Raw genomic sequence first — 22810 nt, 5'->3', positions numbered from 1 at the left:
CCCTTTTTATTTTGTTACAATTCCTGAAAAAATATTTTCAAAAAAAATTAAAAATGGTCTGTGAGCTATTTATGTTTTTCCTTTGTAGAAGCGTTTTTCGCCCCTGAAGTAAAAGTTATATTTTCTGTGGTCTTAAATAATCTGTCGATTTGTTTTCTTGTAGAAACATCAGGAGAAACTCTGTAAAATTCATTGATCAGATCCAGTGAAGTAGACTTCCTGGGATATTGATTGTTGTTGAGAAAACTTTTTAAAGCCATATTTACCTTGTCTTCCCCAATTAAATTGCTCAATTCAACCATTGCGGCAGCTCCTTTGGAATAAGAAATATGAGGAACATCTCCCGTAGCTTTATAGATGGGAACATTCTCGGATAATCCTTTTTCATTATCATAGATCTGCTGATGAACTTTGATTCTTTCCATCATTTTTTCTCTGCCGTGCATTTTCTTGTAAAGCATCATTTCCGTATACATAGCCAGAGTTTCGGTAAGCATTACAGAACCTTCTCTGTCATCGGGATTAATCTGGCTGTTTCCCCACCAGAGATGGGAAAGCTCATGACCTGCCAGTTCATTGATGACATCCTGTTTCTTATCTGCCTGTATGTTGGCATGGAACACCATATCTTCCGGCATAAAGACTGCAGAAGGATAGGCTGTAGCCGCAAAACCTTTGGTAAAAGAGGAAATCTCCGCAAAATTGATGTTCTTAAAAGGATAATACCCGAAATTTTGCTGACAGTAATCTAAAGTAAGCTTAGCATTTTCAAGAAGATGATCTACGTTTTCATAATGCTTTTTATGATAAAAGACATTGATGGTGATTCCTTTATAGTTCTCACTTTTTATTTCATATTTAGCTGATGAAACGGCAAACCGGAAAGGAATCTGATCTGCTTTATACTGGAAATAATGGCGTCCGGATTTTGTCCATTTCTTTACCAGATCTCCTGTGCCAATGGCCGTCTGATCGCCATCAGTAGAAACCATCATGTTGAGATTAATAAAATCTTTTTTTACCACTTCAGGAGCTTCCGGTTGTTTCAGTTCTGTGAGTTTCCCTAATTTGAATTGGCTGCGTTGCTTTTCATCCTGAATTTCATAATCCTTTTGATAGCCGATGGTGGGGTAATACCTGCTGATTCTCATAAAAGATCCGTTTTCAATAATAGCATTAAAGGATTGATGACCGTTTACAGCAGCCCATTGATAAGAGAGTGTGAAGTTCAGGGAAGCAGTTTTGCCCGGCTGAATAGCCTGTTTTAATGAGACTTCTGTAATGTTTTTATCAATTTTATTTGCTTCATTATCAGAAGTTAATACAGCGGATTCAAGCTTTAAATCCTCATTAAAATTGACGAGTATTGTGTTGATGGGTTGGCTGGTTTGGTTGATAAGGGTGTATTTTCCAACAATCTGATAGGCGTTTTTTGAGGTATAAAGCTTAATTTCTGTTGTAATATCAGAGATGTCAGGCTGTGGAAGATTTTCATATTTCCGGAAGTTTTTTTCATATTCTACAGAACTTAAGAGGGACTGGTCTTTATCTTTAGGAACATAACCTTTCATAAATGATATTCCTGCAAAGATTCCTGAAATCAGCAGAAGAATACAGAGTGCGGAAACCATGATAGAAATTTTTTTAATCCTTATTAAACGATTAAGTACCCATAAAGTACAGACGATACCAACACCGAACAGAAGCCTTTGTGCAAAAGCCTTTTCGTAGATTCCATAGCCGCTAAAATCACTGTAAGTACCTTTAAAATCTGAAAATATCCTGAAAAGAGGATAGGAGATAATTTTGCCGGAAACAGGGCCTGACAATACAAAAACTGCAAGAATAGAAATACCAAGTGCAATGAATTTATTGGGAATCCGGTCATTAATCAACAAAATCAATCCTGAAAATAAAATCAGAGGAAAAGTATTGAACAAGAAAACACTGAGATAAGCATTCCAGTCAATATGAAAATACTGATAAGCGGCCTGAAAGACAATTCCCTGAGCAATTAGAATTCCTGTAAAGAAAAACAACAGAAAACTGATTGAAATAAAATGCCCGGTTAATCTGTTTTTTGAGTAATAAGTACTGTTTTCAATCAGGAAAAATCCGGAAGACCGGCTTCTCCAGAATATATCATTCAGAAAATAGACTGAAATTAGGAGGCCAAGCAGATGAAAGTTCTCTGAAATGGTTGTTGCCATAAGTCCCGAACCGGCATATTTCTGAGGAAGACGGATTCCTTTTTCAATCTCGGCATACATTTCCATGCCGACACAAAATAACAGGAGAATAGTAACAGCCGGAACAGCAACACTTTTGAAGAGATAGGTAAGATCTGTTTTCACAAAAGAAAATACTGCCTGAAAAGAAGCCAACCTTCTAAAATTAGTAGAAACAGTTGAGTATTCTGATGTACTCGTTTCAGATAATGACTGAATATTTTCCGAAGTTTTTACTTTCTTTCCGGATGTATTGGAGAATGAAAATAACCTGAGTGAAAGGAGAAGAATTCCCGCTGATAGAAGGATAAATAAGAGCCTGTTGAATAACAGATAACCTGTAAAAGGAACCATCTGAATATTTTTCTGATGTGAATTAAGCTCACGGGCTTCCATAAAATAAGCAGACAGTCCAAAAGGATCAATCAAAGCTGAAAATTGCTGTGTTTCTAAGGACTGAGGTAAACTTCCTACCATAAAAGGAGAGTTGGAAAACAGTAAAATAATCATATAAAATACATACAGCAGCAGTCCGCCTACTACAACCAGCAGTTTTTTCCTGATAATTAATGAAATGAGAAAAAGAAAACTGCAGACAAACAAGCTATTGATAAACCCGAAGATCAATAATGGGTAGATATAATGTAGGATATTAAAACTTTCCTGCATTTCACTTCCGGTTCGCATGATTTGTCCTATGAGAAATCCCGTCATCAGAAATGAAAAGCTTACTAATGTCTGAAGAAAATAAGCAGTGAATTTCCCTTTCAGATAAGCGGACTTTGAAAATGGAAATGAAAACAGAATATGGTCAAATTTTGAATCCTGATCTTTAAACAACAGTTGCAAGGCATACACAGCAGCAAAAAAAATAACGGCAAGGCTCAGCATTCCGGTCATAAAACCGATGGTGTAAGGTGAGTTTAAATAAATTCCTTCTCCTACTGAAAGATTGAACTGGCTCCCGCAAAAAATACCGAGACCAATTAAAAGTAAGGCCACAAGATAGGTGAGCCAATGCTTGGTAGTGCGCCCGGCTTCGAATAAAAATATGATGTTCATGATTAAGGTTTTTGGGTGAGTGTATGGAAATAAACGTGCTCCAGTAAAGGAGTTACAGAACTAAAATCTTTAGGAGAATTTTCAGAAAATACAGTAACGTGAAGCTCTCTTTCGAGAAGCTGCCTGCTGATGATTTCATAGCTGGAACTATACGTTTCCAGTTCGGTTTTGTCAATAGGTTTTGACCAGATTTTGTTTTCCAGTTCTGTGATTAATTTTCCCGGATTCCCTTTTCTGAGAATCTGTCCATGGTTCATTACTGCCATTTCTGAACACAGATTTCGGACATCTTCAACGAGGTGAGTTGACAATATGACGATAATATCCTGGCTGATATCATTGAGTAATGTATTGAATCGGTTTCGTTCTTCGGGATCCAGTCCTGCGGTGGGTTCATCTACAATAATAATTTTTGGATCTCCCAATAATGCCTGTGCAACGCCAAAACGTTGTTTCATCCCTCCTGAAAAGGTGTGTACTTCTTTTTTAGCAAAATCAGAAAGGTTGACCTTTTCAAGCAGACCCAGAATCTGATTTTTACGTAGTTTTTTGTCGGTAATGCCTTTCAAAATGGCAATATGTTCTAGTAGATCATAGGCTGAAACTTTGGGATATACTCCAAAATCCTGAGGAAGAAATCCGAGATTCTGTTTAATATAATCGGGATTCTTAATAATATCCACTCCATTGAAAACCAAGGTTCCTGATGTTGGTTTCTGAAGCCCCACAATGGTTTTCATCAAAGACGATTTTCCAGCTCCGTTGGGACCAAGTAGCCCGAACATTCCGTTTTTGATGTCCAGAGAAATGTTCTTAATAGCCTGGAAACCATTTTTATAGGTAAGACTAAGATTGTTGATAGATAATGTATTCATAGTGTTGTGTTTAGGGAATAGAAGGACAGGCGGCCTTTCGGCAGCAATTTTAGAAATTAGAAGTTAGAAATTAGAGGTTAGAAATTAAAGGTTAGAAATTAGAAGTTAGATGGGGAATCTTTACACACCCACTCTCAAACTCTCAAACGCTCTCACTCTCAAACCCCGCAACTCGTACCCCGTATTCCGACTACTCTTTAAATTCAAGAATATCTCCCGGCTGGCATTCCAGGATTTTGCAGATGGCTTCAAGGGTATCGAAGCGCACTCCTTTGGCTTTGCCGGTTTTCAGGATAGAGAGGTTGACGGGTGTGATACCCAGTTTTTCTGCCAATTCTTTACTCTGCATTTTTCGTTTGGCAAGCATCACATCTAAGTTGACTATAATTGGCATTTTAAATAAATAGGTCTTGTTCGTTTTGCAAATGTAGTCCTTGCTTAAAGATATTCGCAAGAAACAGGCAGAAAATTCCAAGCATAAAGTGAATAAACACCAGTCCCCATATCATACTTTCTACTTCCACAAAGAAACTCGCGATAATCACCAGCGGAAGCGGGATGAAAATGTTGTACAGGTAAAATTTCTTAAGCCGGATGATATTTTCCTGAGTAAACAGTTTCTGCTGGAAAAATACTTTGAAAACCCTGGCAGATAACCAGAAAAAGATTCCATAAGTAATGAGTACCAGTATAAAAGAAAAGATCATATACGGATAATTGCTTTCGATATTCAGAAACGGTTGTTCTGTAAACGGATAATTGATATGAAGGAACTGTCCTTCTTTATAAGGTGTAATCGAAAATCCAGTGATCAAACAGAATAAGGAATACACAAAAGTGATTAAATATCCGGCCGAAAGTAAGGAGCAGATATAAAATAAAATCCTTGAAATAATTTTGGTCTGGTTCATGGTACAAACTTTAATTGATATTGCAAATGTATAATTAATTATCGTAAAACAATAATTAATTTAAATAAAATTTTATTCTTCTGAATTTTAAATTTATCGATAATCCGGAAGAAATAGTGCGATAATCACAGTTTTTAAGTAATTTTAAATAACAAAAAAATCAAAATCATGGCTTACAGTACTGAACTTGCCGACCGGGTACGTGAACGGCTTTCGATGGAAAATAATATGGATGTCCAGGAAAAGAAAATGTTCAGCGGACTGTCTTTTCTGGTGAACGGAAAGATGTGTATTAACATCAGTCATGATAATCTGATGTGCCGCTATAATCCGGAACTGGAAGATGAGGTTTCGGAAAAGAAAGGTTTTCTGCCAATGATAATGAAAGGGAAGCAGTTAAACGGATATTGCTATGTAGAACCCATTGGTTTCCAAAAAGCAGATGATTTTGAATACTGGATCAAAATATGTCTTGATTATAATCCGTTGGCGAAGGCTTCGAAGAAGAAGTAAGTTTGAGTGTGGGAGAGTATTAGAGTATTAGAGTATTAGAGTATGAGAGTGGGCGACCACTGTTGTAGCTTCCCACTATTCATTACTCATTATTTATTGTTCATTGCTTATGATTTCCCGTATAATTGTTCTCTTATCTGAACCAGAATCTTGGTTGTTTTTTCCAGATCAGGTGATTCAGGAAGAAGAGAAACGGAATGATAATGCTCAATGGATTCAATAAGGTTTTCTGTTTTTTCCACGACAGTCTCATAAGACCAGTTTCCGGCTTTAATATCCAGTAATTCATCTCTGTTGTCTACACGGATTTGGAGCGAATGATTCCTAAAGATCTGTTCGCAGGACTGCAGCAGCCTGATGGTGTGCATCATATTCTTGCTGTCGTAATTCTGTCCGTGAGTCTGATTGACATTGTAGCGGTCCTCATTACGCTCAGCCACCCACTTCCAGTATTCTCTGTAGTCTTTGCAGTAAACAGAGTAGGCATCAAGGTTACAGAACAGATAAGCGACCGGTTTTTCATCTTTAGGAACGGATGATACGGAAACCTGATTAGCTTCTTCATTCTGAATAATTCCTTTGTATCCCAAAGTTCCCGATTTATCATAAAATAATGTAAAAATTCCCTTTGTATGGTCAATGTTTATTAATCCGCATTTTTCCTGAATTTTTTCATTTTCCCAAAGCCATTGCTTTAATAGTACAGAACCTTGTCCATCAAGAATGAAACAGAAATCCAGGACAGATTTTCTTTCTTTATCTATCGGATTTAAAATCTTTTTATTGAGACCTTTCGCCTTTTTGATCTGTGAAACAGCATAGCCTGCAAAGGTGTCTTTACATAGTTTTGACAAGAAATCTTCAGTTTTCAGATGATCCATCAAAGGATGTTTGTACAGAATACAATCCTCAGGGCTTGCCAGAACTTCAAGAATATTGGGATTGTTTTTCTGTAGCAGTTCTACAAACCTCCCAATTTCATAATACGTAATGTCATTTGTTTCATTGGAAATCTGCGGAATATAGTTCAGTCCGAAGAAATCTTCCTTTGGTAGATAATATACCCCACGAATATCCGTATCAGAATTCTCCGTTGCCAGCCCGAAAGCTCTGCTTCCGGAAATGGCTTCAAAGAGGAGGAGGTTTTTGTTTTTGAGAAACTCTATTGTCATTTATATCCTTTTTAAAATCTTTTGCTCAAAAAACTCTCTTTGTTCTTTAGGTAATTCATAAAGAGCACTTTCATTTTTATTAATAACAACCTCTCTATAAATAACTGTATATACTTCTAATACAGCGAGCTCTGGAATTTGTTGTAAATTTCTTTGGATAAAGGTTTTTAATGAATTCAAATCTGATAATGTTATATCTTTTGAGTTGATTAGTAAGTTAGTAATCCAGTTGATAATAATTATATTTAGTTTACCTATTTTATTGTCTTCTTCAATTTTATTAGATAATGTTATGAAAACATTAAAAAAAGAAGCGTTTGCAAATCTTGTATAAAGTTCAGCTCTTTTTTCAGTAGATAATGAATCTATATAATCAAGATATTTTGAAGTAAATTTATTTTCCTTGTTTTTCCATAAGAAAGAAACCAATTCGAGAATTAAATGTTTGTATTCATTGGTATAACTATCAAATTCTATATTAATTATTTTGTCAACTAAAGATTTGGCTTCATTAAGATTTCCTTTTTCAGTTAAGTTACTAGCTTTTAAAATTCTGGATAGAATGTATTCATCGATTATTTTTCCTTTAATTTTATATAGATTTTCTGTCAACTCAAGTGCTTTTTCTAATAATTTTTCATTATCATTTGTTATAGATAGATTTATTAAAGAGTTTGAGTAAGTTTTATAATAATTATTTTGATTCTCATTAATTCTGATTATATCGTCTTTGTTAATGTCAACCTTTTCAAAATATTTGATTGCATTTTCATATTTATTTAAGTCATAGAGCCCTAATGCTATTAAAAGATTGACCTCATTTTTGTTTTCAGAAATATTAGAAAAGTAGATTTCTTGTGCCTTTCGGTAGTTTCCTTTTTTTATAGATTCCATAAATAATTGACTTATTTCCGTAGCTTTTTCTTTTTTTATATCCAAAGCTTTGTTTATGGCTTCAATTTCATATAATAATTTTTTTTGTTCTTTTTCATTACAGCTATCTAAAAGCTCAGTAAACTTATTGTTTCTTTTCACAAGTTCTTCAATATTGTAATAATGTGCTAGAAAGTCAATAAATAAAGAAGTGATTCCTTCTTTATGTTCTCCAACTTCAATGCTTATTCTAAGAAGTGGCTCGCTAATATCATAAAACTTATTACGTTTATCGTTTGGATCTGGAATAGCATCAATCAATTTTTTTCTAGAAAGTTCGCTCAATTGTTTACTTAATGATTTTTGATCTATAAAGCAATTCTTTGAGATGTCAATACCTAATTGTGGTTTTCTGGCTAATGCAATATATCGTAAAATTTTCTGTTGTTGAGCTGGAAGATATCTAATGTAAGTCTCATAGTAAGGCTTTAAATCATTAATAGTTTTAATAAAAGTTTCTGATACTTTAGCAACCATATCAGTTTTCAAAAAATAATAGAATGTTACTAGCAGACGGTGGTTACCCTTTACCAGATCAAAAATCGCTCTTACTTGTGGTTTTCCTTTCGTTTTTAAATGTTTTACTAACTTATCATCCTTTTCAATTTCAGCTAATGAGATTAAAAAAGAATAAGACTCTTCAAATGAAAGGTTTTTTAAGTAATATGGAGTGAAGAATCCGTAAAAAGGACGGTCTTCTCTGTCAAAATTATCGCTTACAGACTGGCTGCTTGCTATTATGCTTACATTGGTGTTTTCGTATAGCCAAGCTCTTAATCTTCCTTGTTCTTCTTGTCCCATCTGTTCTAGAATGTCTCCGAAGTTTTCAGTGATAATCAGAAGAGGTTTGTTTTGAACGTATTGCTTTATTATTTTCTCAAGATAATTTAATTGGTTTGTTGATGAGGTTTCCTGTAAGTTTTCCAATTCTTCCTGAAGCCATTTTTCATCTTTTTCATACCATTTTATAAATGAATTTAATATCCTTAAAAGAAAATCAAAAAAATTGGCGACGCCATACTCTTCTTCTGCAAAATAAGCAATTTTTAATTTATTTGCTTTGGTATAATGCCATATTCTTGAATGCAATACTTTTAAAAGGTGGGTTTTCCCCATTCCTCTTTGTCCTATTACTAGAATGAATTGATTGTCTCCATTTTCAACAACACTTTCAACTTTTTTTTCTAAGAAGTTAGCTGTCTTATCTCTTCCAGTTAAAAGGCTTTCTAATATTTCAGGGTTTACACTTTTAGCTCCAAAAGACAGTATCGTATTTATGCTATGTTTATTCTCCACCATTCTTTAAAAATTAGGTATTTAAAATCGTATTTTCTAACTCCATTATCATTTATTCTAATCAGGTAATGATCTTCCAGAAGTGTATATAAAACATCCTGAGTATCTCCATCTTTGTTTTCTATCTGGGATAAAATTTCAGATTCTTCCATCTCATTTTCATTTTTTGAAAGAACTGATAAAATAGTTTTCATTAGTTTTGCCTTTTGAGGGTAATAAGTATCCAGTCTTTCTTTTAATTGATTGAATGCTTTTTGATATTTTGGATCGTTTAGAATTAGCTGGTAAGAATCTTCTATGGCTGCTAATGTAATTTTACTATCAAACTCATTTTGAATAATGATAAATAAATTTGCGATATAAAATGGAAGTCCATTGGACAAATGATGTATTTTTTCTAATATTTCATTTTTGTTATTATTGTCCACTTCAAAGCCTGATAAAATATAACATTCCATTAAAAAACTTGATTCTTCAACTGAAAAAGGTTTTAAATTATATTCTGTCATATCGTTGGTTGGTTCCCCCGTATAATCTAATTCTTCTCTTAAAGTTTGAAGGATAACTTTTATACCAATAGATCCGCAATAGATAAATCTTAATCCTTTTTGTTCCAATTCTTGTCTTCTTTCTCGTAGTATGTCTAGGAGCTCGATTGCCTCATCGTGTTTTTTAGCTTTATACCAGTCCCAAAGCATTATTGGCAATTCGTCTAATATCAATATTAATTTCTGGTTATTTTTTTCAAGAGTATTACTAATGTCTTCCAGTAATTTGAAAAAAATGTCTTTCCAACTTCTTTTAAACTCTGGAAGTGTAACAGAAAGATCTACAGGTCCGGAACTTATCTTAAGAGCACCTGCCAGATCTCTCATGAGATTGTATGTTTTTGAAAAATCTATTTGATACCATTTTGTAAACTCTTTTAATTTGTTCATTAGTAGGTCGATAACTTCACCAAGATTTTTTTTACCTTGAAGCGAAAAATATACTGCTCTGAAGTTGTCTTTTTGAAACTCAGAAAGTAAATCGTTATTACAAGTGTATTCTAGTTTCCTTAATAAAAGGGTTTTACCCATTCTTCTTATTTCTTCTACAGTGATACTTTGGGTTCTCAATGATTTTAGGATATTGGTTATATCCTTATCTCTTCCAATAATTTTTTCATCCTTAATGGTTCCGGTTGTGGGTTCTAATGGAAATGTTTTTTTCATATTTTGTAATTTGGAAACAATGTACGACAAAATTATCGTACGACAAAATTATCGTACGACAAAATTATCGTACGACAAAATTATCGTACGATAATTTTGTCGTGTTATTTTAATATCTCCCTAAAAACCCTCTCCATCTCAACCTTATCCGCATTTCCTCCTGATAAACTCTTTGATTTTTCTTCATTATCTGCTATCGTTTTCTCAAGAAATTCAAACAGTTCCCAATCGTTCGGATGGTAATAAGATTCTCCTTTGGACGCTTTTAGTGTAACAAGATCTTCTATTTTTCGTTTTGTTGTAGCATCTGTTAAAACAAGCAGATCACTGAACAATACAGGGGGAACAGTTTCTTTTTCTATGATCCATTTTCCTGTTAATGTCGTTCGTAAGCAATAAAAGTAACTTTTTAATTTTACTTCATTACTTCTGCAGGTTTCCAGATATTTCTTGCTCATGCTTAAATAATGATAAGAAACCGCTATCGGAGAAAAGCAGGCATCAGCCAAAGGTCTGAACAGCTCTACAAACGCTTCATCTGCTTTATAGACGATAGGAGAGTAGAACCAGCTCAGCAAGGCCGCATTCGACTTCAGTAAAAGATGAAAGGTCTTTCTCAAATCCCAGCCGGAACCGTCCAGATCATCTTCTGTCATGAATTCTATCGTTTCATCCTTATCCCAGGGAGAAAGATACCAATCCTTTTCATGACGGTATATAAAACGTATATCATAATCGCTGTCAGGAGACGCAAAACCCCATGCTCTGCTCCCTGATTCTACAGCAAGAAGGACTTTTACACCTTTTGCCGCTTCAACTTCTTTTATTTTTTCTAGTATTTTTGGTGTCATTGTTTTTGATTTATAATGCAAAGGAAAAGATGAGGTGCGCAATGTTCTTACGTAGGATTTTTTTGTTGCGGAATTCGCGTTGCGAGTTGCAGGGTTTGAGAGTAAGAGAGTTTGAGGGTTTGTGAGTAAGAGAGTAAGTGGGTGAGGGGGGAAAGTTTTTGCGTAAGAGAGCCGAGTGAAAAGATTTGAGAATGGAAGAGTTTGAATACTTAAGAGTTGTAGAGCTTAAAAGTAGGATTATTAAACTTCCAGTTCCCGGTTTCCAACTTCCAGCCCTTATCCTCAATACATTTTACTTTTTACATTGTACATTATACAAAATCCTCCCCATTTCACTAATATTGCACTTTTCCATTTAACATAACTATCAACATCCATGTTATCATCAGAATTACAGCATAAAATTGATTTTAAGACAAAACCGCTGGGCGCATTAGGACATCTTGAACATCTTGCCCACAAAATCGGGATGGTTCAGAAGACCACTTCACCACAGTTATTGAATCCTCATATGGTGGTTTTTGCTGCCGATCATGGGATTGCCACAGCAGGGGTAAGTGCCTACCCACAGGAAGTGACCTATCAGATGGTGATGAATTTCCTGGGTGGAGGTGCGGCCATCAATGTTTTTTGCAGACAGAATGATATTACAATTAAAATTGTGGATGCCGGAGTCAATTTTGATTTCCCAGAGGGTCTGAATCTGGTGGACAAAAAAATCAGAAAATCCAGCCGTAATATTCTGGAAGAACCAGCCATGACTCCCGAAGAATATCAGCAGGCTCTTAAAAATGGATCGTCTGTAGTATCTGAAATAGCGAAAAAAGGCTGCAATATTATTGGTTTTGGAGAAATGGGAATCGGGAATACTTCCGCTTCTTCATTGATGATGAGCAAACTGTTTGACATTCCAATTACAAACTGTATAGGACGCGGAACGGGACTGAATGACCATCAATTACAGAATAAGATTAGCATTTTAACAGAAGCCATAGAAAAATATCCGTCTGAAATGACCGAGGATGAAATTGCCCAAACTTTTGGGGGATTAGAAATTGCCCAAATGATTGGGGCTATAGAAGAAGCTTATCATCACAATATGCTGATCATGGTAGATGGATTTATTGCAACAGTAGCTGTAGCCACTGTCTGGAAAAAGAATCCTGAAGTGTTGAATAACTGTATTTTCTGTCATGTAAGCAATGAAAATGCTCACCCCCAGCTGCTGGGATTGATGAGAGAAAAAGCTATTTTAAATCTGAATCTGCGTCTCGGAGAAGGAACAGGCTGTGCATTGGCATATCCGATTATTCAGAGTGCCGTTAATTTCCTGAATGAAATGTCTAGTTTTGAGGGGGCAAATGTATCAAATAAAGACTAAATGAAAGCCATAAAAAATGAACTGATCTACTTTGTAACTGCACTGATGTTTTTCACCAGAATTCCGGTTCCGTTTACCATTCCGTATTCCGGTGAGATCATGAATAAGTCTCAGAAATATTTTGCATGGGTTGGGTTGGTCATAGGATTGATTAATGCAGTGGTTCTTTATCTTTCTACGATGCTTTTTAATCTTGAAATTGGGATTGTGCTCATGATGATCTCCAGTGTTTTGTTGACCGGAGCTTTTCATGAAGATGGTTTTACAGATATGTGCGATAGTTTCGGTGGCGGATATGGAAAGGAAAAAATTCTGACCATAATGAAAGACAGCCGGGTAGGAGCGTATGGAACCATCGGGATTATCCTTCTTTTTGCTTTGAAGTTTTACAGTATCAAGGCTTTGGGAAGTACTGGTGTTGATGCAATTCGGGTTCTGGGCATTATTGTTTTATCACATACGGTAAGCCGGTTTATCTCGGGAACGATGATTTATACCCATCAATATGTTACCGATATTGATGCCAGCAAATCAAAACCTCTGGCCAATAAACCTTTAGATGGAATGGCTTTGTTAGTAGGATTCGTCAGTGTTTTAATTGCTTTTACCCTGATTCCGGACTGGCGTTTGATTTTTGCATTTGCTCTGGCTTATTCAGGGAAAATGTATATGGGCTGGTATTTTAAAAAATACATTGGTGGTTATACAGGCGACTGTCTGGGTTCAGTACAGCAGGTTTGTGAAGTTTTATTTTATTTAGGAACAATCATCATATGGAAATTCACTTAATCCGTCATACCGCTGTAGAAAATCCTGAAAACCTATGTTATGGTTTTGCTGAAATACCTTTGCGGAAAGGTTATACTGAAGATTTTAAAACGTTGGACATAGACAAGGATTATGATATGATTATTTCAAGTCCTTCTCAGCGTTGCCATCTTTTAGCTGATTTTTTAAAATTTGATTATCAAACAGACGAAAGGCTTCGCGAAATGAATTTCGGGAACTGGGAAATGAAAAAATGGACCGATATTCCCGAAGAAGAAATTAATCCCTGGTACAAAGATTTTATTTATGTAAATGCCTCTGGCGGTGAAAATCTTCTTGAAATGCAGGCCCGTGTTGTCAGTTTCTGGAATGAATTGATTGAAAAAAAAGAGACCAATAAAGCACTTATCATTACTCATGCCGGAGTCATTCGCCTGATCCTTCAAACTGTACTTCAGTTTCCACTGGAGAATATGTTCAGTATTCAGATTGATTATGGGAAGAAAGTGATTATTGATGTAAATGAAGGAATTTTTTCTGTTAAAAAGATGAACGTATAGGGAGTGTGAAAACGCTATACTATGAATAATGTGATGTTTAGATTCCTACGGAATGACACAATAGCAATAGGGTTTTATCCGTACAGTTGTCATTCCGCAGGAATCCAGGCAATGTCAATCTTCAATAGGAACGGACTTTAGTCCGTTTGATAAATATTAATTTTACAAAGGGCTTTAGCCAAAGCTTAAACCTTTTGTAATAGAATACATAAGGTAATTCTAAATTTTGAAGGTTGGATTCCTACGGAATGACACAATTGCAAGGATGGTCTATCCACACAGTTTGTCATTCCGTAGGAATCCCGCCTTCTTTATTCGTAAAGTGTAGTGCTGGCCAATATCCCAACTGAAGACGTAAAAATTCCCCTCCTTTGGAGGGGTGGCAAAAATTCAAAGAATTTTTGACGGGGTGGTTTTTCCACGTTCTCGTAACCCAAGCCACAAAAAACGCCACCCGATACAATCAGATGACGTGAAAGAATTTATTTAAAAATCCTGATAAAACTATCTTTTTCCAGGCTTTCCAGTGAAAAATCAAAGTCAGCCTCGGATTTTTCTGTCGTAATCTCAGCTCCAAGCTCTTTTACAAGCTCATTGAAAGGCATAGCATCATACCATTGCTGATACAGTGCACTCGTTGCCATCATGGAAATCTGACTATTTCCTGAAACATGAGAATGCCCGGCTCCGAAATTCAACAGTACGAAACATTGCTTTTCGTTTTTTGTCACCAGCATTCCCAGAATCGTTTGTTTCTGAACAGAATTACACCTGGCTTCAGCAAACAGACTGTTCGGATTCATCATATAGTCGTAAGAAATGTTATCTCCTTTTCCGATGACGATTTTATATCCGCAATTAGCATCTCCACTGAAAACGTTGTTCATGACAAGTGTTGGTGCACATTGCCCTTTATTGGCGTAAAGATATTCCACAGCCCCGTTGGGAGCAGAAGTCATATCTCCGGAGTACATCAATTGTCCATCACCGTGATTATACGCCGCATTCCAGCCTATTTTTCCATCGATATTCACTCCTGAAAGGTCAAGGTCATTAGCGCCCCATTTATCTTCCCAATAAATACCAACGGCCAGTCTTTCACCATAAAAACGGGTTCCGGTAGGAATATTTCCAACAAACATTTTTTCAGAAGTTGGTAATGCAAATTCTACATTCTCCGGGAAATAGAATTTCTTTCCGGAAAGGTTTTCATATTTCAGTTTCAGAAAATCTAAAATAAAATCATAGTTGAACTGATTCACATAAGTTTCCTTACCTTTTTTCACCCACGATTTTCCATTTCTGACTCTATAGACAAAAGTATCCTGGCCATACATTCTTGAATAACATGCTGATAATGCTTTGAATAATGCGAACGGTGTCGCATTTTCCAGCCAATGCCAATCACTGTTTTCCAGTAATGTATTTGTAGCATCATTCAATGGGTTTGAAATCAATGGCTTATGATGTACTTTAGATAGCTTTGAAATTTTATTGATTGCTTTTGGTGCTCTGTTTTTATAAGCAAGGAATAATGGCTTAAATCTGTTGAAAATTTCTGCTATTTTTTCCATACCAAAGCTTTCAAACAGATAGGTTGGGTCAAAATTACTTTGCTTAATTAAACCAATTAAATCATCGTTTTTGATTAAAAGTGTGGTATGGGTCGTTTTATAAATAACATAACGGAAAAACTCAACTGGATTTTCTGGATAAATATCGTATAGATCAGCTATTTTTATAATGGCTTCCTTATTTCTGATATTTTCTTTTCCAGTGAAATCATATTCCAGTTCCGTATGCAGAATATACAGCAAATCATCAATGGTTTCTTCTTTCAAAGCAATTCCTGACTTTAGGAGAGAAAGGCATTTTTCCTGCATTTCTTCTGTTGTATAAGCTTTAATGACTTTAAAAACCAGCTTCATATCAGGAACATTCAGTATTTCAGCAGGAATGTAAATTTCACTCTGAAAGTTACTTCCATAGGTTGAAATATAATGTCTGATCTGTTCAAAAAACAATTCGATTCTGGAAGTATTTTTTATTTTCTCCCAGGATTTATGGAACGTTTTATTCAAATCATTTCCATTCAGTTTTTCCTTTGCATAATAAGAGATGATTTCATTTTTCGCCCATAAAGCATCAGGCTCAATGATAAAACCATCATCAGAAATAAATGGCTTTTCATCGGATTTTCTAGCCAATACAGCATTGAATAATTGTAGTGTTTTCATTGTTTTAATTTTAAAAAATAAGTGAGGAGTAGGTTCATTAAAAGTGAAGGGTATAGGAACTCCTTTTACCTATAGTTTATAAAAAGCGGGGAGTAATTTATCCAAAAAAATATAGGAACTCCCTTTGCCTTAAAATTTGTAAAAAGGCGGAAAGTAAATCTGGAAATATAGGAACTTTCTTTGCCTTTAATTTTTTCTTTAAAAATAACTTTTTAGTGCTGTAAAATTGGGTTATTGCTTTTATTCAAACCTTACGGGTTTCTAAAACCCGTAAGGTTGGTTATTAGTTATAGATTTAATTATTAAAAATCATGTTTTTCTGAATTTCTTCTTTTTCTTCCATGGAGCATTCTTCTCAACATCTCCGGCCATGATACATCCGTAAGGCATCACTTCATCCAGAACTTCGCAAAGTCCGTATTCCTCAATCTGAGCTCTTACGTTCTTAGCACTTTTATAAGCGCTCGGAAGTTCAGAAATATCAACCTCATTAGAGTAGAAACGGATATCTAATCCTTCTGTTTCCTCATTGAAAATTTCTTCAGTTGTTTTATGAGCTAAAGATCTTTTATGCTGGCTTCTGCTGAAGTTTCTTCCGGCTCCATGCGGTGCAAAACCCATGTTTCTTTCATTTGTTTTTCCCTGAACAATCAGTACCGGTTCTGCCATATTCAACGGAATCAGTCTTGGTCCGGTGATATCAGGCATGAATTTATCATCCAGCGGAGTAGCTCCTTTTGCATGATAGAATAGATCTCCATCTTTGAAAACGAAGTTATGTTCATTCCAATATCTGTTTTCCTTTTCCATTTCCAGCTTGTTCAGTACGGCATCATGAAGAGACGTATGGTTTTCTTTTGTCCATTGTCTGATCAGCTGAAGTGCTTCCCAATAGGATTTCCCTTCTTCAGTATCATAAGGAATCCAGGCATTTTCTCTCAGTGTTTCAGGAGATATTTCCTGTCTGAAACGGTTGGCAGCCTTCATCCCTTTATCATATAATGCTGCTCCCGGTGCTCTGGATCCGTGATGCGTTACCATCATCGTATTTCCGGTATTTTTGGAAATTCCTACAAACAGGAAGTGGTTTCCGTCTCCCTGAGTTCCCATATGAGAACGGGCAATGCTGATTAGTTTTTCATCATTTAAGAATTTATTTTCTCTGAAGGCATCCATCAGTTCCTGAGACATCGGCATCTGTTCTCCTCTTGGTCTTCCTCCATACCCGAAGTGTGTTACAGAATGCGCAGCATCCAGAACATCTTTAGGATTTGCTTTTCCAAAATCTGTCAGCATTACAGAACAACAGATATCTGCACTATGAAATCCCGGATGAATGGCATTCCTGGCAATAACCACACCTCCTACCGGAATCTGACCTTCAGGACCTGTAGGGCAGGCATCAGGCATTATAGCTCCACCAATTAGTGTAGGGGTTTTCATCAGCACTTTCATGGTTCTGATTACTTTTTCTACATTATCATTTTCACTTTCGTGTTCTGCACGTATGTTGATCATAAAATCTTTAGCGGTTTCATGAAGCGGAATAAGATCCGGCTGTTTGAACTGTACCAGATATTCTGCGATCTGATGTTCATCCAGATTATTCTCGTTGATATAGCTAATGGCATCTTTAAACCATTTTGCCGGTCTATATCCTAATTCGATTAAATGATTTCCATTAAATTCCATTTTGTTTCATTTTGATGATGCAAAGTAATATCATTATTGCGCAATAGTTTTGCGTAGATAAAGAAATTTTAATTATTTTTACAAAAAAGTTATAAAAAAGGCGAAAAAGCTGATCCATACATTGGCAAATAAGCCTGAAACAATATAAAACAAAATTAAAATCTGCAGTTATGGTACTATTAGAACAATTAAGACATTTCCCGGAAACCATCCAGTTTGGTGACGTTATTGCGCACATTGATGATCATTATGAGTTTACACCTACAGCTTTTCAAAATGGGGATACTACGAATCAGGCAGGACAGAACAATGGTTCGTGTAAAGTTTTCAGTTTTGCAAGCATTCAGGATCTGACTAAAGAAGAAACACTTTGGCTCTTTGGAGAATTCTATAGGGAAGATGTTTTGAAAAACCCTGAAGGAAGTGATCATCAGAATATCCGAAACTTTATGAAGTTTGGCTGGGAGGGAATTACTTTTGACGAAAATGCCTTAAAGGAAAAATAGTTTTTAGAAAAGAGCAAAAACAAATAAGTGAAGAGCTTATTTAAAAACACCAATCATTAAACACTAAGGTATGTCATCCAATAAAAACGCTCTGATCCGTTATAAAACATTAGACAAATGTCTTAAAAACAAATACAGGAAATATACGCTGGAAGACCTCATTGATGAATGTTCGGAAGCATTATTTGAATTTGAAGGAAAAGAATCCTATGTAAGTAAGCGGACGGTTCAGCTCGATCTTCAGAATATGCGGAGTGAAAAATTCGGATATGAGGCTCCTATTGAAGTCTACGAAAGAAAATATTACCGCTACAGTGATCCTGACTACAGTATTCATAATATTTCTGTGAATGAAAGTGACCTGAAAGCTATGAACAATGCAGTTCAGATTTTAAAACAGTTCAAGGACTTTTCTATGTTCAAAGAGATGAATGGGGTTATTCAGAAACTGGAAGATTCAATTCAGTCAACCAGCCAGAAATCAATTATTCACCTGGATAAAAATGAACAGCTGAAAGGCCTGGAACATATTGATATTCTGTATGAAAGTATTGCGAATAAAAAAGTACTGAAGATTCTTTACAAAAGCTTTACGGCAAGAGAATCCAATGTATTTACTGTGCATCCGCAGCTATTGAAGGAATTCAATAACCGTTGGTTTCTGATCTGTCTTTATAAACAGAAAATGTACAATCTGGCTCTGGACAGAATGGAAAATATTGAAACAGATGAAAGTCTTCCATATATTGATAAGGATCTGGATGGAGATGAATATTTCAAAGATATTGTAGGAGTTACCGTTTCGGAATCAATGGACCCGAGAAATGTTATTTTCTGGGTAGATTCTGGAAATGCGCCTTATGTGAAGACCAAGCCACTGCACAAAAGCCAGGAAATCATCAGGGAAGATCAGGACGGTACTTTATTCAAAATATGTGTTCAGATCAATTTTGAATTAGAAAGATTGCTGCTTGGGTTTGGGGATAGTCTGATTGTTCATAAACCCCGTAAATTAAGAGTGAAAATGGAAGAAAAGTTCAATGCCGGTCGTAAAAACTACCAAAGCCTTATTGTTCCTGATGAGAATTAACTTTATTTTAAATATTACTTAGATGGTAAAACCTAAGGAAAGATTTAGTACTTAAAACAGATTGATTTGTAAGGTGTTTATAATATTAATATTCTAGTTAAAACTATAATGGGCGGCTGCAAAATGTTACTTTGGGAATACATCGTATAGTAAACTTGTCAATATTGATTTTTTTTGGAGATATAGAAAATCCAGAATAGAATTTTTAATTATTTATAAATTTCTATGGGATTATTGTTTTCTGAGATCTCTTTTTTTAATTCTTTTTCAATATTCCTTAGGTACTCAGATTTTTGCTGTTCACTACTAAAAAAAATTTCATTCCTGAATATTTTCTGTCTGACACTTTTCATAGGATCTCTTTTAAATTCTTTTACTGAATCTATATACTGTTCTAAACTTATTATTTTAAATCCTCTATATGAATTGTCTTCGAGTATCTTATAAGAATTATTCCGAAGTTTTGAAATGCCAATTAGATTATAGCAATGACTATTAGTAGCATCACATATTTGAAGTATTAATCCTGGTAGACCATTAAATTTATATGGCCCATCTGAAATAGGTATATCTTGTGTAAACCATGCGTTCCACTTTCTTCCCCCAAATACTGTAGTTGCTTTTTGTACAGGATATGACAAAATTTGTTTTTTTTCCTTTAAAATTTCCCAATCCATTTTCCTTTTATCTTCTACCTTAAAGACAGGGTTTATAGTATGATTTTGAGTGTAAAAAAATAAATCTTTTTTTTCTATATCTTTTTCAATAACATATTGTGTTTTGATCAGAGGATCAGGAAATATATAAATTCCTTTTCCTGCATTTATTTGCATAGTTGAGTCTGAAATTATTTTTTTTAGGCTAGAAAAGATGGATTTTCCTCCTTTTTTATCTAATTCTAAAATCGTTATCTCATTTATGGCATTACTTTTATTTAAACTATCAGGAATAGAGGTATAATTATAAACAAATCTAATATTCTGCCCATAAACAAAACTCGAAATAAAATAAATTAGCAAAAATAAGTTTCTCATAATTTTATTAAAATATAGTTGGTCATTTATTTTAAATGACCAACTATAAAATTTTACAATTTAACTAATACAGAGCCAGGGGTAGTACAAGTAAGATCATCAGTTGTCGTTACAACAACAGTAGAACTACATTTAGTACCTATACAGCAAGCATATGTACCAGCTCCAACTGGTTCTAAGTTTTCACTCATACCTAAAGCACCCCCACTAATTGTTTTTAAATTTTCTCTCGAAAGTTTTTTAAATGTTTTCATACAATTTTGTTTTTTAATTAATTAACAATACAATTATATAATATTTTTTTAAATCCCACTTGTGGGAATATATATTTACTAAAACTTTTTTATTATATAGAATGCAAGCAAGGTGAAACAATGTTTTTGCTTCATAAAATTCTTTGATTTTATTGATTCGCTTTCAATTGAACTTAAACTGTTAGTGTTAATGCCATCATTTTTAAACCGTTCGGATGCTTCTTGCTGAGTTAATCCTACCTGTAAGTACTTTATAATTAATTTTTCTATATGTTTCATACAGTAAAATTATATCGATATTTTGGATACTAAAAAAGTTTTCCATAATGATATTTAAGATGTTTTTAAATTGAGAAAATTGGTAGGTATAGTGAGTATTTTTTTATTTTTAATTTCACCGATTATGTGTACGATTAGTAAAGTGCTGTTGAAGATAATTTATTTTTACATTTTTATCTTGGCTTGGAAATTGTATTAATAACCTAATAAAACCATATTATGAAATCGAGAATATTTAAAGCATTAATTGCAATCCTGGCACCTATAGCGATAGAATATATTGTTAAAAAAATATCTGAGAAACTTGATAAAAAAGAAGATCAGAATGAAAAAGAACCAAAGCAGATTACAGCTTAAAGTAAAAGTAGTTAAAATTTAAAATTATTGAAAAAGAGACTGTCATGAGTATGTACAGTCTCTTTTTTGTTATTTGTAAGGAATGTGGAAGAAACATTGAAAACCACCCGTCAAAAATTCTTTGAATTTTTGCCACCCCTCCAGTGGAAGGGAATGCTTACGTTTTCAACTCAAACATGTTTATGGATATAGCTTTGATACTTTTTTGACAGATAACATGGGCTAGATTCCTACGGAATGACATAATTGGAATAATGGTCTATCCTTCATCTTGTCATTTCGTAGGAATCTAAACAGTTTTATTATAGTTTAAAGTAAAAACTTAAGCGCACTTCTTAAGTATTTAGTAGTATCTTAAAATAACTTAAGTGTTCAAACGCTTTTGCGGTTCAATAGATCACACAAAATCATAAATACCATCCTTCCATCCCAATACTTTAGAAGAATCTGCTTTAAGCCAGTTTTTCAGAATCGTAGCATATACTTTTCTGAAATCTTCCTTGTAGATCAGGTCGCCCTCATTCAGATTCTGTAAATCAGGAAGAGCATTCAGAATACCTTTCTTTTTAAGGTTTCCGCTGATAAAAAACATCTGATTGGCTGTTCCGTGATCCGTTCCGTTGCTGGCGTTCTGTGCTACGCGACGACCAAACTCCGAAAAGGTCATCAGCAGTATATTTTTGAAAAGGTCATTACTTTTCATGTCTGCTACAAAGGATTTTACTGCTTCATTGATGTCATTGAATAATTTTTTTTGCCTGTCATTCTGATTGACATGGGTATCAAAGCTTCCGATTGAAAGATAGTAGACCTGTGTATTGATGTCGGATTTTATTAAAGAAGCTACGGTTTTAAAGTCTTTTCCCAGCTGTGAATTAGGATAAATCTGTTCTGTCTTTTTGGCTTTGCTTTTCTCAAAAATATAATCTGCATTGTTAATCGTGGAACCTAATGTCTGATAAAGATAGGAGACTGTTTCATCATCATGATGGTGGTCGTAAAGAGATTTAAAATATTTTTCCTGGCTGGTTTGATAGAGCCTTTTAGGGTCTTTAAAGGCAAAAGCTTTATTATTTTCTCCTTTCAGGGCAAGGCTTAGCATGTCATCCACTTCCAGCGCCTGGGTAGGATGGTCGCAGCGATAGCATTCTTCATCCAGAAAACGTCCCAGCCAGCCTGTTTCCAGAAACTGATCACTTCTGCTTGCCGACTGCCAGATGTCCATACTCCGGAAATGGGATTTGTCAGGGTTAGGGTAACCTACATTATTCATCACAGACAGTTCTCCGTTATCAAAAAGTTCTTTAAAATAGGAGAGAGACGGATTGATTCCTGCTTCATCAGTAAGCTGTATTGAATCCTGAATGGCCAGTGTTTTTCTTTCTCTGAAATAAATATCATTTTTAGCAGGAATAATGGTGTTCAAACCATCGTTTCCACCTGTAAACTGAAGAACTACCAGAATATTCTGATTGGGATTCAAAGCTTCGTCCAGCGTCATGGCTTTTAAGAAATTGGGCATCAGCATAGAAGCGGTAGCCAGTGAACTTATCTTAAGGAATTCTCTTCTTTTGATTAACATAATTTTGTTTTTAGG

General features: G+C 34.8%; 20 protein-coding genes. 7 read left to right on the top strand and 13 right to left on the bottom strand.

Annotated features, from left to right (window positions below; genetic code table 11):
- Positions 1-65: 65 nt before the first annotated feature.
- The 4 genes from OL225_RS13160 to OL225_RS13145 all read right to left on the bottom strand — a co-directional run bounded on the left by OL225_RS13160 (position 66) and on the right by OL225_RS13145 (position 5076).
- The gene (locus tag OL225_RS13160) at positions 66-3290 is read right to left on the bottom strand and encodes an ABC transporter permease/M1 family aminopeptidase (protein ID WP_264518567.1); all 3225 of its coding nucleotides are present in this window, start codon (positions 3288-3290) and stop codon (positions 66-68) included.
- Positions 3291-3292: 2 nt separating this feature from the next.
- Positions 3293-4165, bottom strand: a complete 873-nt coding sequence (locus OL225_RS13155) for an ABC transporter ATP-binding protein (RefSeq protein WP_264518566.1) — start codon at positions 4163-4165, stop codon at positions 3293-3295.
- A 190-nt stretch (positions 4166-4355) separates the two neighbouring features.
- Entirely contained in the window at positions 4356-4559 is a 204-nt protein-coding gene (locus tag OL225_RS13150) for a helix-turn-helix domain-containing protein (protein WP_002980904.1), read from the bottom strand.
- Between the two features lies 1 nt (position 4560).
- The gene (locus tag OL225_RS13145) at positions 4561-5076 is read right to left on the bottom strand and encodes a DUF2975 domain-containing protein (RefSeq protein WP_264518565.1); all 516 of its coding nucleotides are present in this window, start codon (positions 5074-5076) and stop codon (positions 4561-4563) included.
- Positions 5077-5244: 168 nt separating this feature from the next.
- On the opposite strand from OL225_RS13145, the gene OL225_RS13140 reads away from it, so the two are divergent.
- Positions 5245-5589 (top strand): TfoX/Sxy family protein, encoded by a 345-nt coding sequence (locus OL225_RS13140; protein WP_264518564.1) that lies wholly within the window; start codon positions 5245-5247, stop codon positions 5587-5589.
- Positions 5590-5696: 107 nt separating this feature from the next.
- Here the strand turns inward: OL225_RS13140 and OL225_RS13135 are convergent, their stop codons facing one another.
- The 4 genes from OL225_RS13135 to OL225_RS13120 all read right to left on the bottom strand — a co-directional run bounded on the left by OL225_RS13135 (position 5697) and on the right by OL225_RS13120 (position 11055).
- Complete coding sequence (locus tag OL225_RS13135; protein ID WP_264518563.1) at positions 5697-6761, bottom strand: nucleotidyltransferase domain-containing protein; 1065 nt, start codon at positions 6759-6761, stop codon at positions 5697-5699.
- Complete coding sequence (locus OL225_RS13130) at positions 6762-8993, bottom strand: hypothetical protein (RefSeq protein ID WP_264518562.1); 2232 nt, start codon at positions 8991-8993, stop codon at positions 6762-6764. It lies immediately after the preceding gene.
- The gene (locus OL225_RS13125; RefSeq protein WP_264518561.1) at positions 8969-10204 is read right to left on the bottom strand and encodes a hypothetical protein; all 1236 of its coding nucleotides are present in this window, start codon (positions 10202-10204) and stop codon (positions 8969-8971) included. The genes OL225_RS13130 and OL225_RS13125 overlap by 25 nt, the downstream gene beginning before the upstream one ends.
- A gap of 104 nt (positions 10205-10308) precedes the next feature.
- Positions 10309-11055: a nucleotidyltransferase domain-containing protein gene (locus OL225_RS13120; RefSeq protein ID WP_264518560.1), complete on the bottom strand. Its 747-nt coding sequence runs from the start codon at positions 11053-11055 to the stop codon at positions 10309-10311.
- Positions 11056-11431: 376 nt separating this feature from the next.
- On the opposite strand from OL225_RS13120, the gene cobT reads away from it, so the two are divergent.
- From cobT to cobC, 3 genes are read left to right on the top strand one after another with little or no spacing between them, the layout of a single operon-like run.
- Entirely contained in the window at positions 11432-12436 is a 1005-nt protein-coding gene (cobT, locus tag OL225_RS13115; protein ID WP_264518559.1) for a nicotinate-nucleotide--dimethylbenzimidazole phosphoribosyltransferase, read from the top strand.
- Complete coding sequence (locus OL225_RS13110) at positions 12437-13225, top strand: adenosylcobinamide-GDP ribazoletransferase (RefSeq protein ID WP_264518558.1); 789 nt, start codon at positions 12437-12439, stop codon at positions 13223-13225.
- Complete coding sequence (gene cobC, locus OL225_RS13105; protein ID WP_264518557.1) at positions 13210-13764, top strand: alpha-ribazole phosphatase family protein; 555 nt, start codon at positions 13210-13212, stop codon at positions 13762-13764. Before OL225_RS13110 ends, cobC begins: the two co-directional genes overlap by 16 nt.
- Positions 13765-14246: 482 nt before the next feature.
- Here cobC and OL225_RS13100 read toward each other — a convergent pair whose 3' ends face one another.
- Positions 14247-16001 carry a hypothetical protein gene (locus OL225_RS13100; protein WP_264518556.1) on the bottom strand — a complete coding sequence of 585 codons (1755 nt, stop codon included), beginning with the start codon at positions 15999-16001 and terminating at the stop codon, positions 14247-14249.
- 309 nt (positions 16002-16310) lie between these two features.
- Positions 16311-17111 carry an RtcB family protein gene (locus OL225_RS22070; protein ID WP_413541853.1) on the bottom strand — a complete coding sequence of 267 codons (801 nt, stop codon included), beginning with the start codon at positions 17109-17111 and terminating at the stop codon, positions 16311-16313.
- A 752-nt stretch (positions 17112-17863) separates the two neighbouring features.
- On the opposite strand from OL225_RS22070, the gene OL225_RS13090 reads away from it, so the two are divergent.
- Both OL225_RS13090 and OL225_RS13085 read left to right on the top strand, forming a co-directional pair.
- Entirely contained in the window at positions 17864-18199 is a 336-nt protein-coding gene (locus tag OL225_RS13090; protein WP_047377102.1) for a HopJ type III effector protein, read from the top strand.
- Between the two features lie 70 nt (positions 18200-18269).
- Positions 18270-19289: a helix-turn-helix transcriptional regulator gene (locus tag OL225_RS13085; protein WP_264518554.1), complete on the top strand. Its 1020-nt coding sequence runs from the start codon at positions 18270-18272 to the stop codon at positions 19287-19289.
- 209 nt (positions 19290-19498) lie between these two features.
- Here the strand turns inward: OL225_RS13085 and OL225_RS13080 are convergent, their stop codons facing one another.
- Together OL225_RS13080 and OL225_RS13075 are read right to left on the bottom strand one after the other, a co-directional pair.
- Complete coding sequence (locus OL225_RS13080; RefSeq protein ID WP_264518553.1) at positions 19499-20323, bottom strand: GLPGLI family protein; 825 nt, start codon at positions 20321-20323, stop codon at positions 19499-19501.
- A 53-nt stretch (positions 20324-20376) separates the two neighbouring features.
- Positions 20377-20577 (bottom strand): bacteriocin-like protein, encoded by a 201-nt coding sequence (locus OL225_RS13075; RefSeq protein WP_264518552.1) that lies wholly within the window; start codon positions 20575-20577, stop codon positions 20377-20379.
- Positions 20578-21075: 498 nt separating this feature from the next.
- On the opposite strand from OL225_RS13075, the gene OL225_RS13070 reads away from it, so the two are divergent.
- On the top strand, positions 21076-21213 hold the full coding sequence (locus tag OL225_RS13070) for a hypothetical protein (RefSeq protein ID WP_185097827.1): 138 nt from the start codon (positions 21076-21078) through the stop codon (positions 21211-21213).
- A gap of 397 nt (positions 21214-21610) precedes the next feature.
- Here the strand turns inward: OL225_RS13070 and OL225_RS13065 are convergent, their stop codons facing one another.
- Positions 21611-22795, bottom strand: coding sequence for a DUF1501 domain-containing protein (locus tag OL225_RS13065; RefSeq protein WP_264518551.1), 1185 nt, complete (start codon positions 22793-22795; stop codon positions 21611-21613).
- Positions 22796-22810 lie beyond the last annotated feature (15 nt).

It is taken from the genome of Chryseobacterium viscerum (assembly GCF_025949665.1).
In the GTDB taxonomy this organism is placed as follows: domain Bacteria; phylum Bacteroidota; class Bacteroidia; order Flavobacteriales; family Weeksellaceae; genus Chryseobacterium; species Chryseobacterium viscerum_A.
This window is presented reverse-complemented; position numbering and strand designations above follow the sequence as displayed.

What these genes read in the sequence shown, in the direction of transcription:
- OL225_RS13140 (WP_264518564.1), top strand. Translation starts at nt 5,245, where the DNA reads ATGGCTTACAGTACTGAACTTGCCGACCGGGTACGTGAACGGCTTTCG.
- OL225_RS22070 (WP_413541853.1), bottom strand. Translation starts at nt 17,111, where the DNA reads ATGGGAACTCAGGGAGACGGAAACCACTTCCTGTTTGTAGGAATTTCC.
- OL225_RS13160 (WP_264518567.1), bottom strand. Translation starts at nt 3,290, where the DNA reads ATGAACATCATATTTTTATTCGAAGCCGGGCGCACTACCAAGCATTGG.
- OL225_RS13120 (WP_264518560.1), bottom strand. Translation starts at nt 11,055, where the DNA reads ATGACACCAAAAATACTAGAAAAAATAAAAGAAGTTGAAGCGGCAAAA.
- OL225_RS13080 (WP_264518553.1), bottom strand. Translation starts at nt 20,323, where the DNA reads ATGAGAAACTTATTTTTGCTAATTTATTTTATTTCGAGTTTTGTTTAT.
- OL225_RS13155 (WP_264518566.1), bottom strand. Translation starts at nt 4,165, where the DNA reads ATGAATACATTATCTATCAACAATCTTAGTCTTACCTATAAAAATGGT.
- OL225_RS13145 (WP_264518565.1), bottom strand. Translation starts at nt 5,076, where the DNA reads ATGAACCAGACCAAAATTATTTCAAGGATTTTATTTTATATCTGCTCC.
- OL225_RS13150 (WP_002980904.1), bottom strand. Translation starts at nt 4,559, where the DNA reads ATGCCAATTATAGTCAACTTAGATGTGATGCTTGCCAAACGAAAAATG.
- cobC (WP_264518557.1), top strand. Translation starts at nt 13,210, where the DNA reads ATGGAAATTCACTTAATCCGTCATACCGCTGTAGAAAATCCTGAAAAC.
- OL225_RS13075 (WP_264518552.1), bottom strand. Translation starts at nt 20,577, where the DNA reads ATGAAAACATTTAAAAAACTTTCGAGAGAAAATTTAAAAACAATTAGT.
- OL225_RS13070 (WP_185097827.1), top strand. Translation starts at nt 21,076, where the DNA reads ATGAAATCGAGAATATTTAAAGCATTAATTGCAATCCTGGCACCTATA.
- cobT (WP_264518559.1), top strand. Translation starts at nt 11,432, where the DNA reads ATGTTATCATCAGAATTACAGCATAAAATTGATTTTAAGACAAAACCG.
- OL225_RS13135 (WP_264518563.1), bottom strand. Translation starts at nt 6,761, where the DNA reads ATGACAATAGAGTTTCTCAAAAACAAAAACCTCCTCCTCTTTGAAGCC.
- OL225_RS13065 (WP_264518551.1), bottom strand. Translation starts at nt 22,795, where the DNA reads ATGTTAATCAAAAGAAGAGAATTCCTTAAGATAAGTTCACTGGCTACC.
- OL225_RS13110 (WP_264518558.1), top strand. Translation starts at nt 12,437, where the DNA reads ATGAAAGCCATAAAAAATGAACTGATCTACTTTGTAACTGCACTGATG.
- OL225_RS13085 (WP_264518554.1), top strand. Translation starts at nt 18,270, where the DNA reads ATGTCATCCAATAAAAACGCTCTGATCCGTTATAAAACATTAGACAAA.
- OL225_RS13130 (WP_264518562.1), bottom strand. Translation starts at nt 8,993, where the DNA reads ATGGTGGAGAATAAACATAGCATAAATACGATACTGTCTTTTGGAGCT.
- OL225_RS13100 (WP_264518556.1), bottom strand. Translation starts at nt 16,001, where the DNA reads ATGAAAACACTACAATTATTCAATGCTGTATTGGCTAGAAAATCCGAT.
- OL225_RS13125 (WP_264518561.1), bottom strand. Translation starts at nt 10,204, where the DNA reads ATGAAAAAAACATTTCCATTAGAACCCACAACCGGAACCATTAAGGAT.
- OL225_RS13090 (WP_047377102.1), top strand. Translation starts at nt 17,864, where the DNA reads ATGGTACTATTAGAACAATTAAGACATTTCCCGGAAACCATCCAGTTT.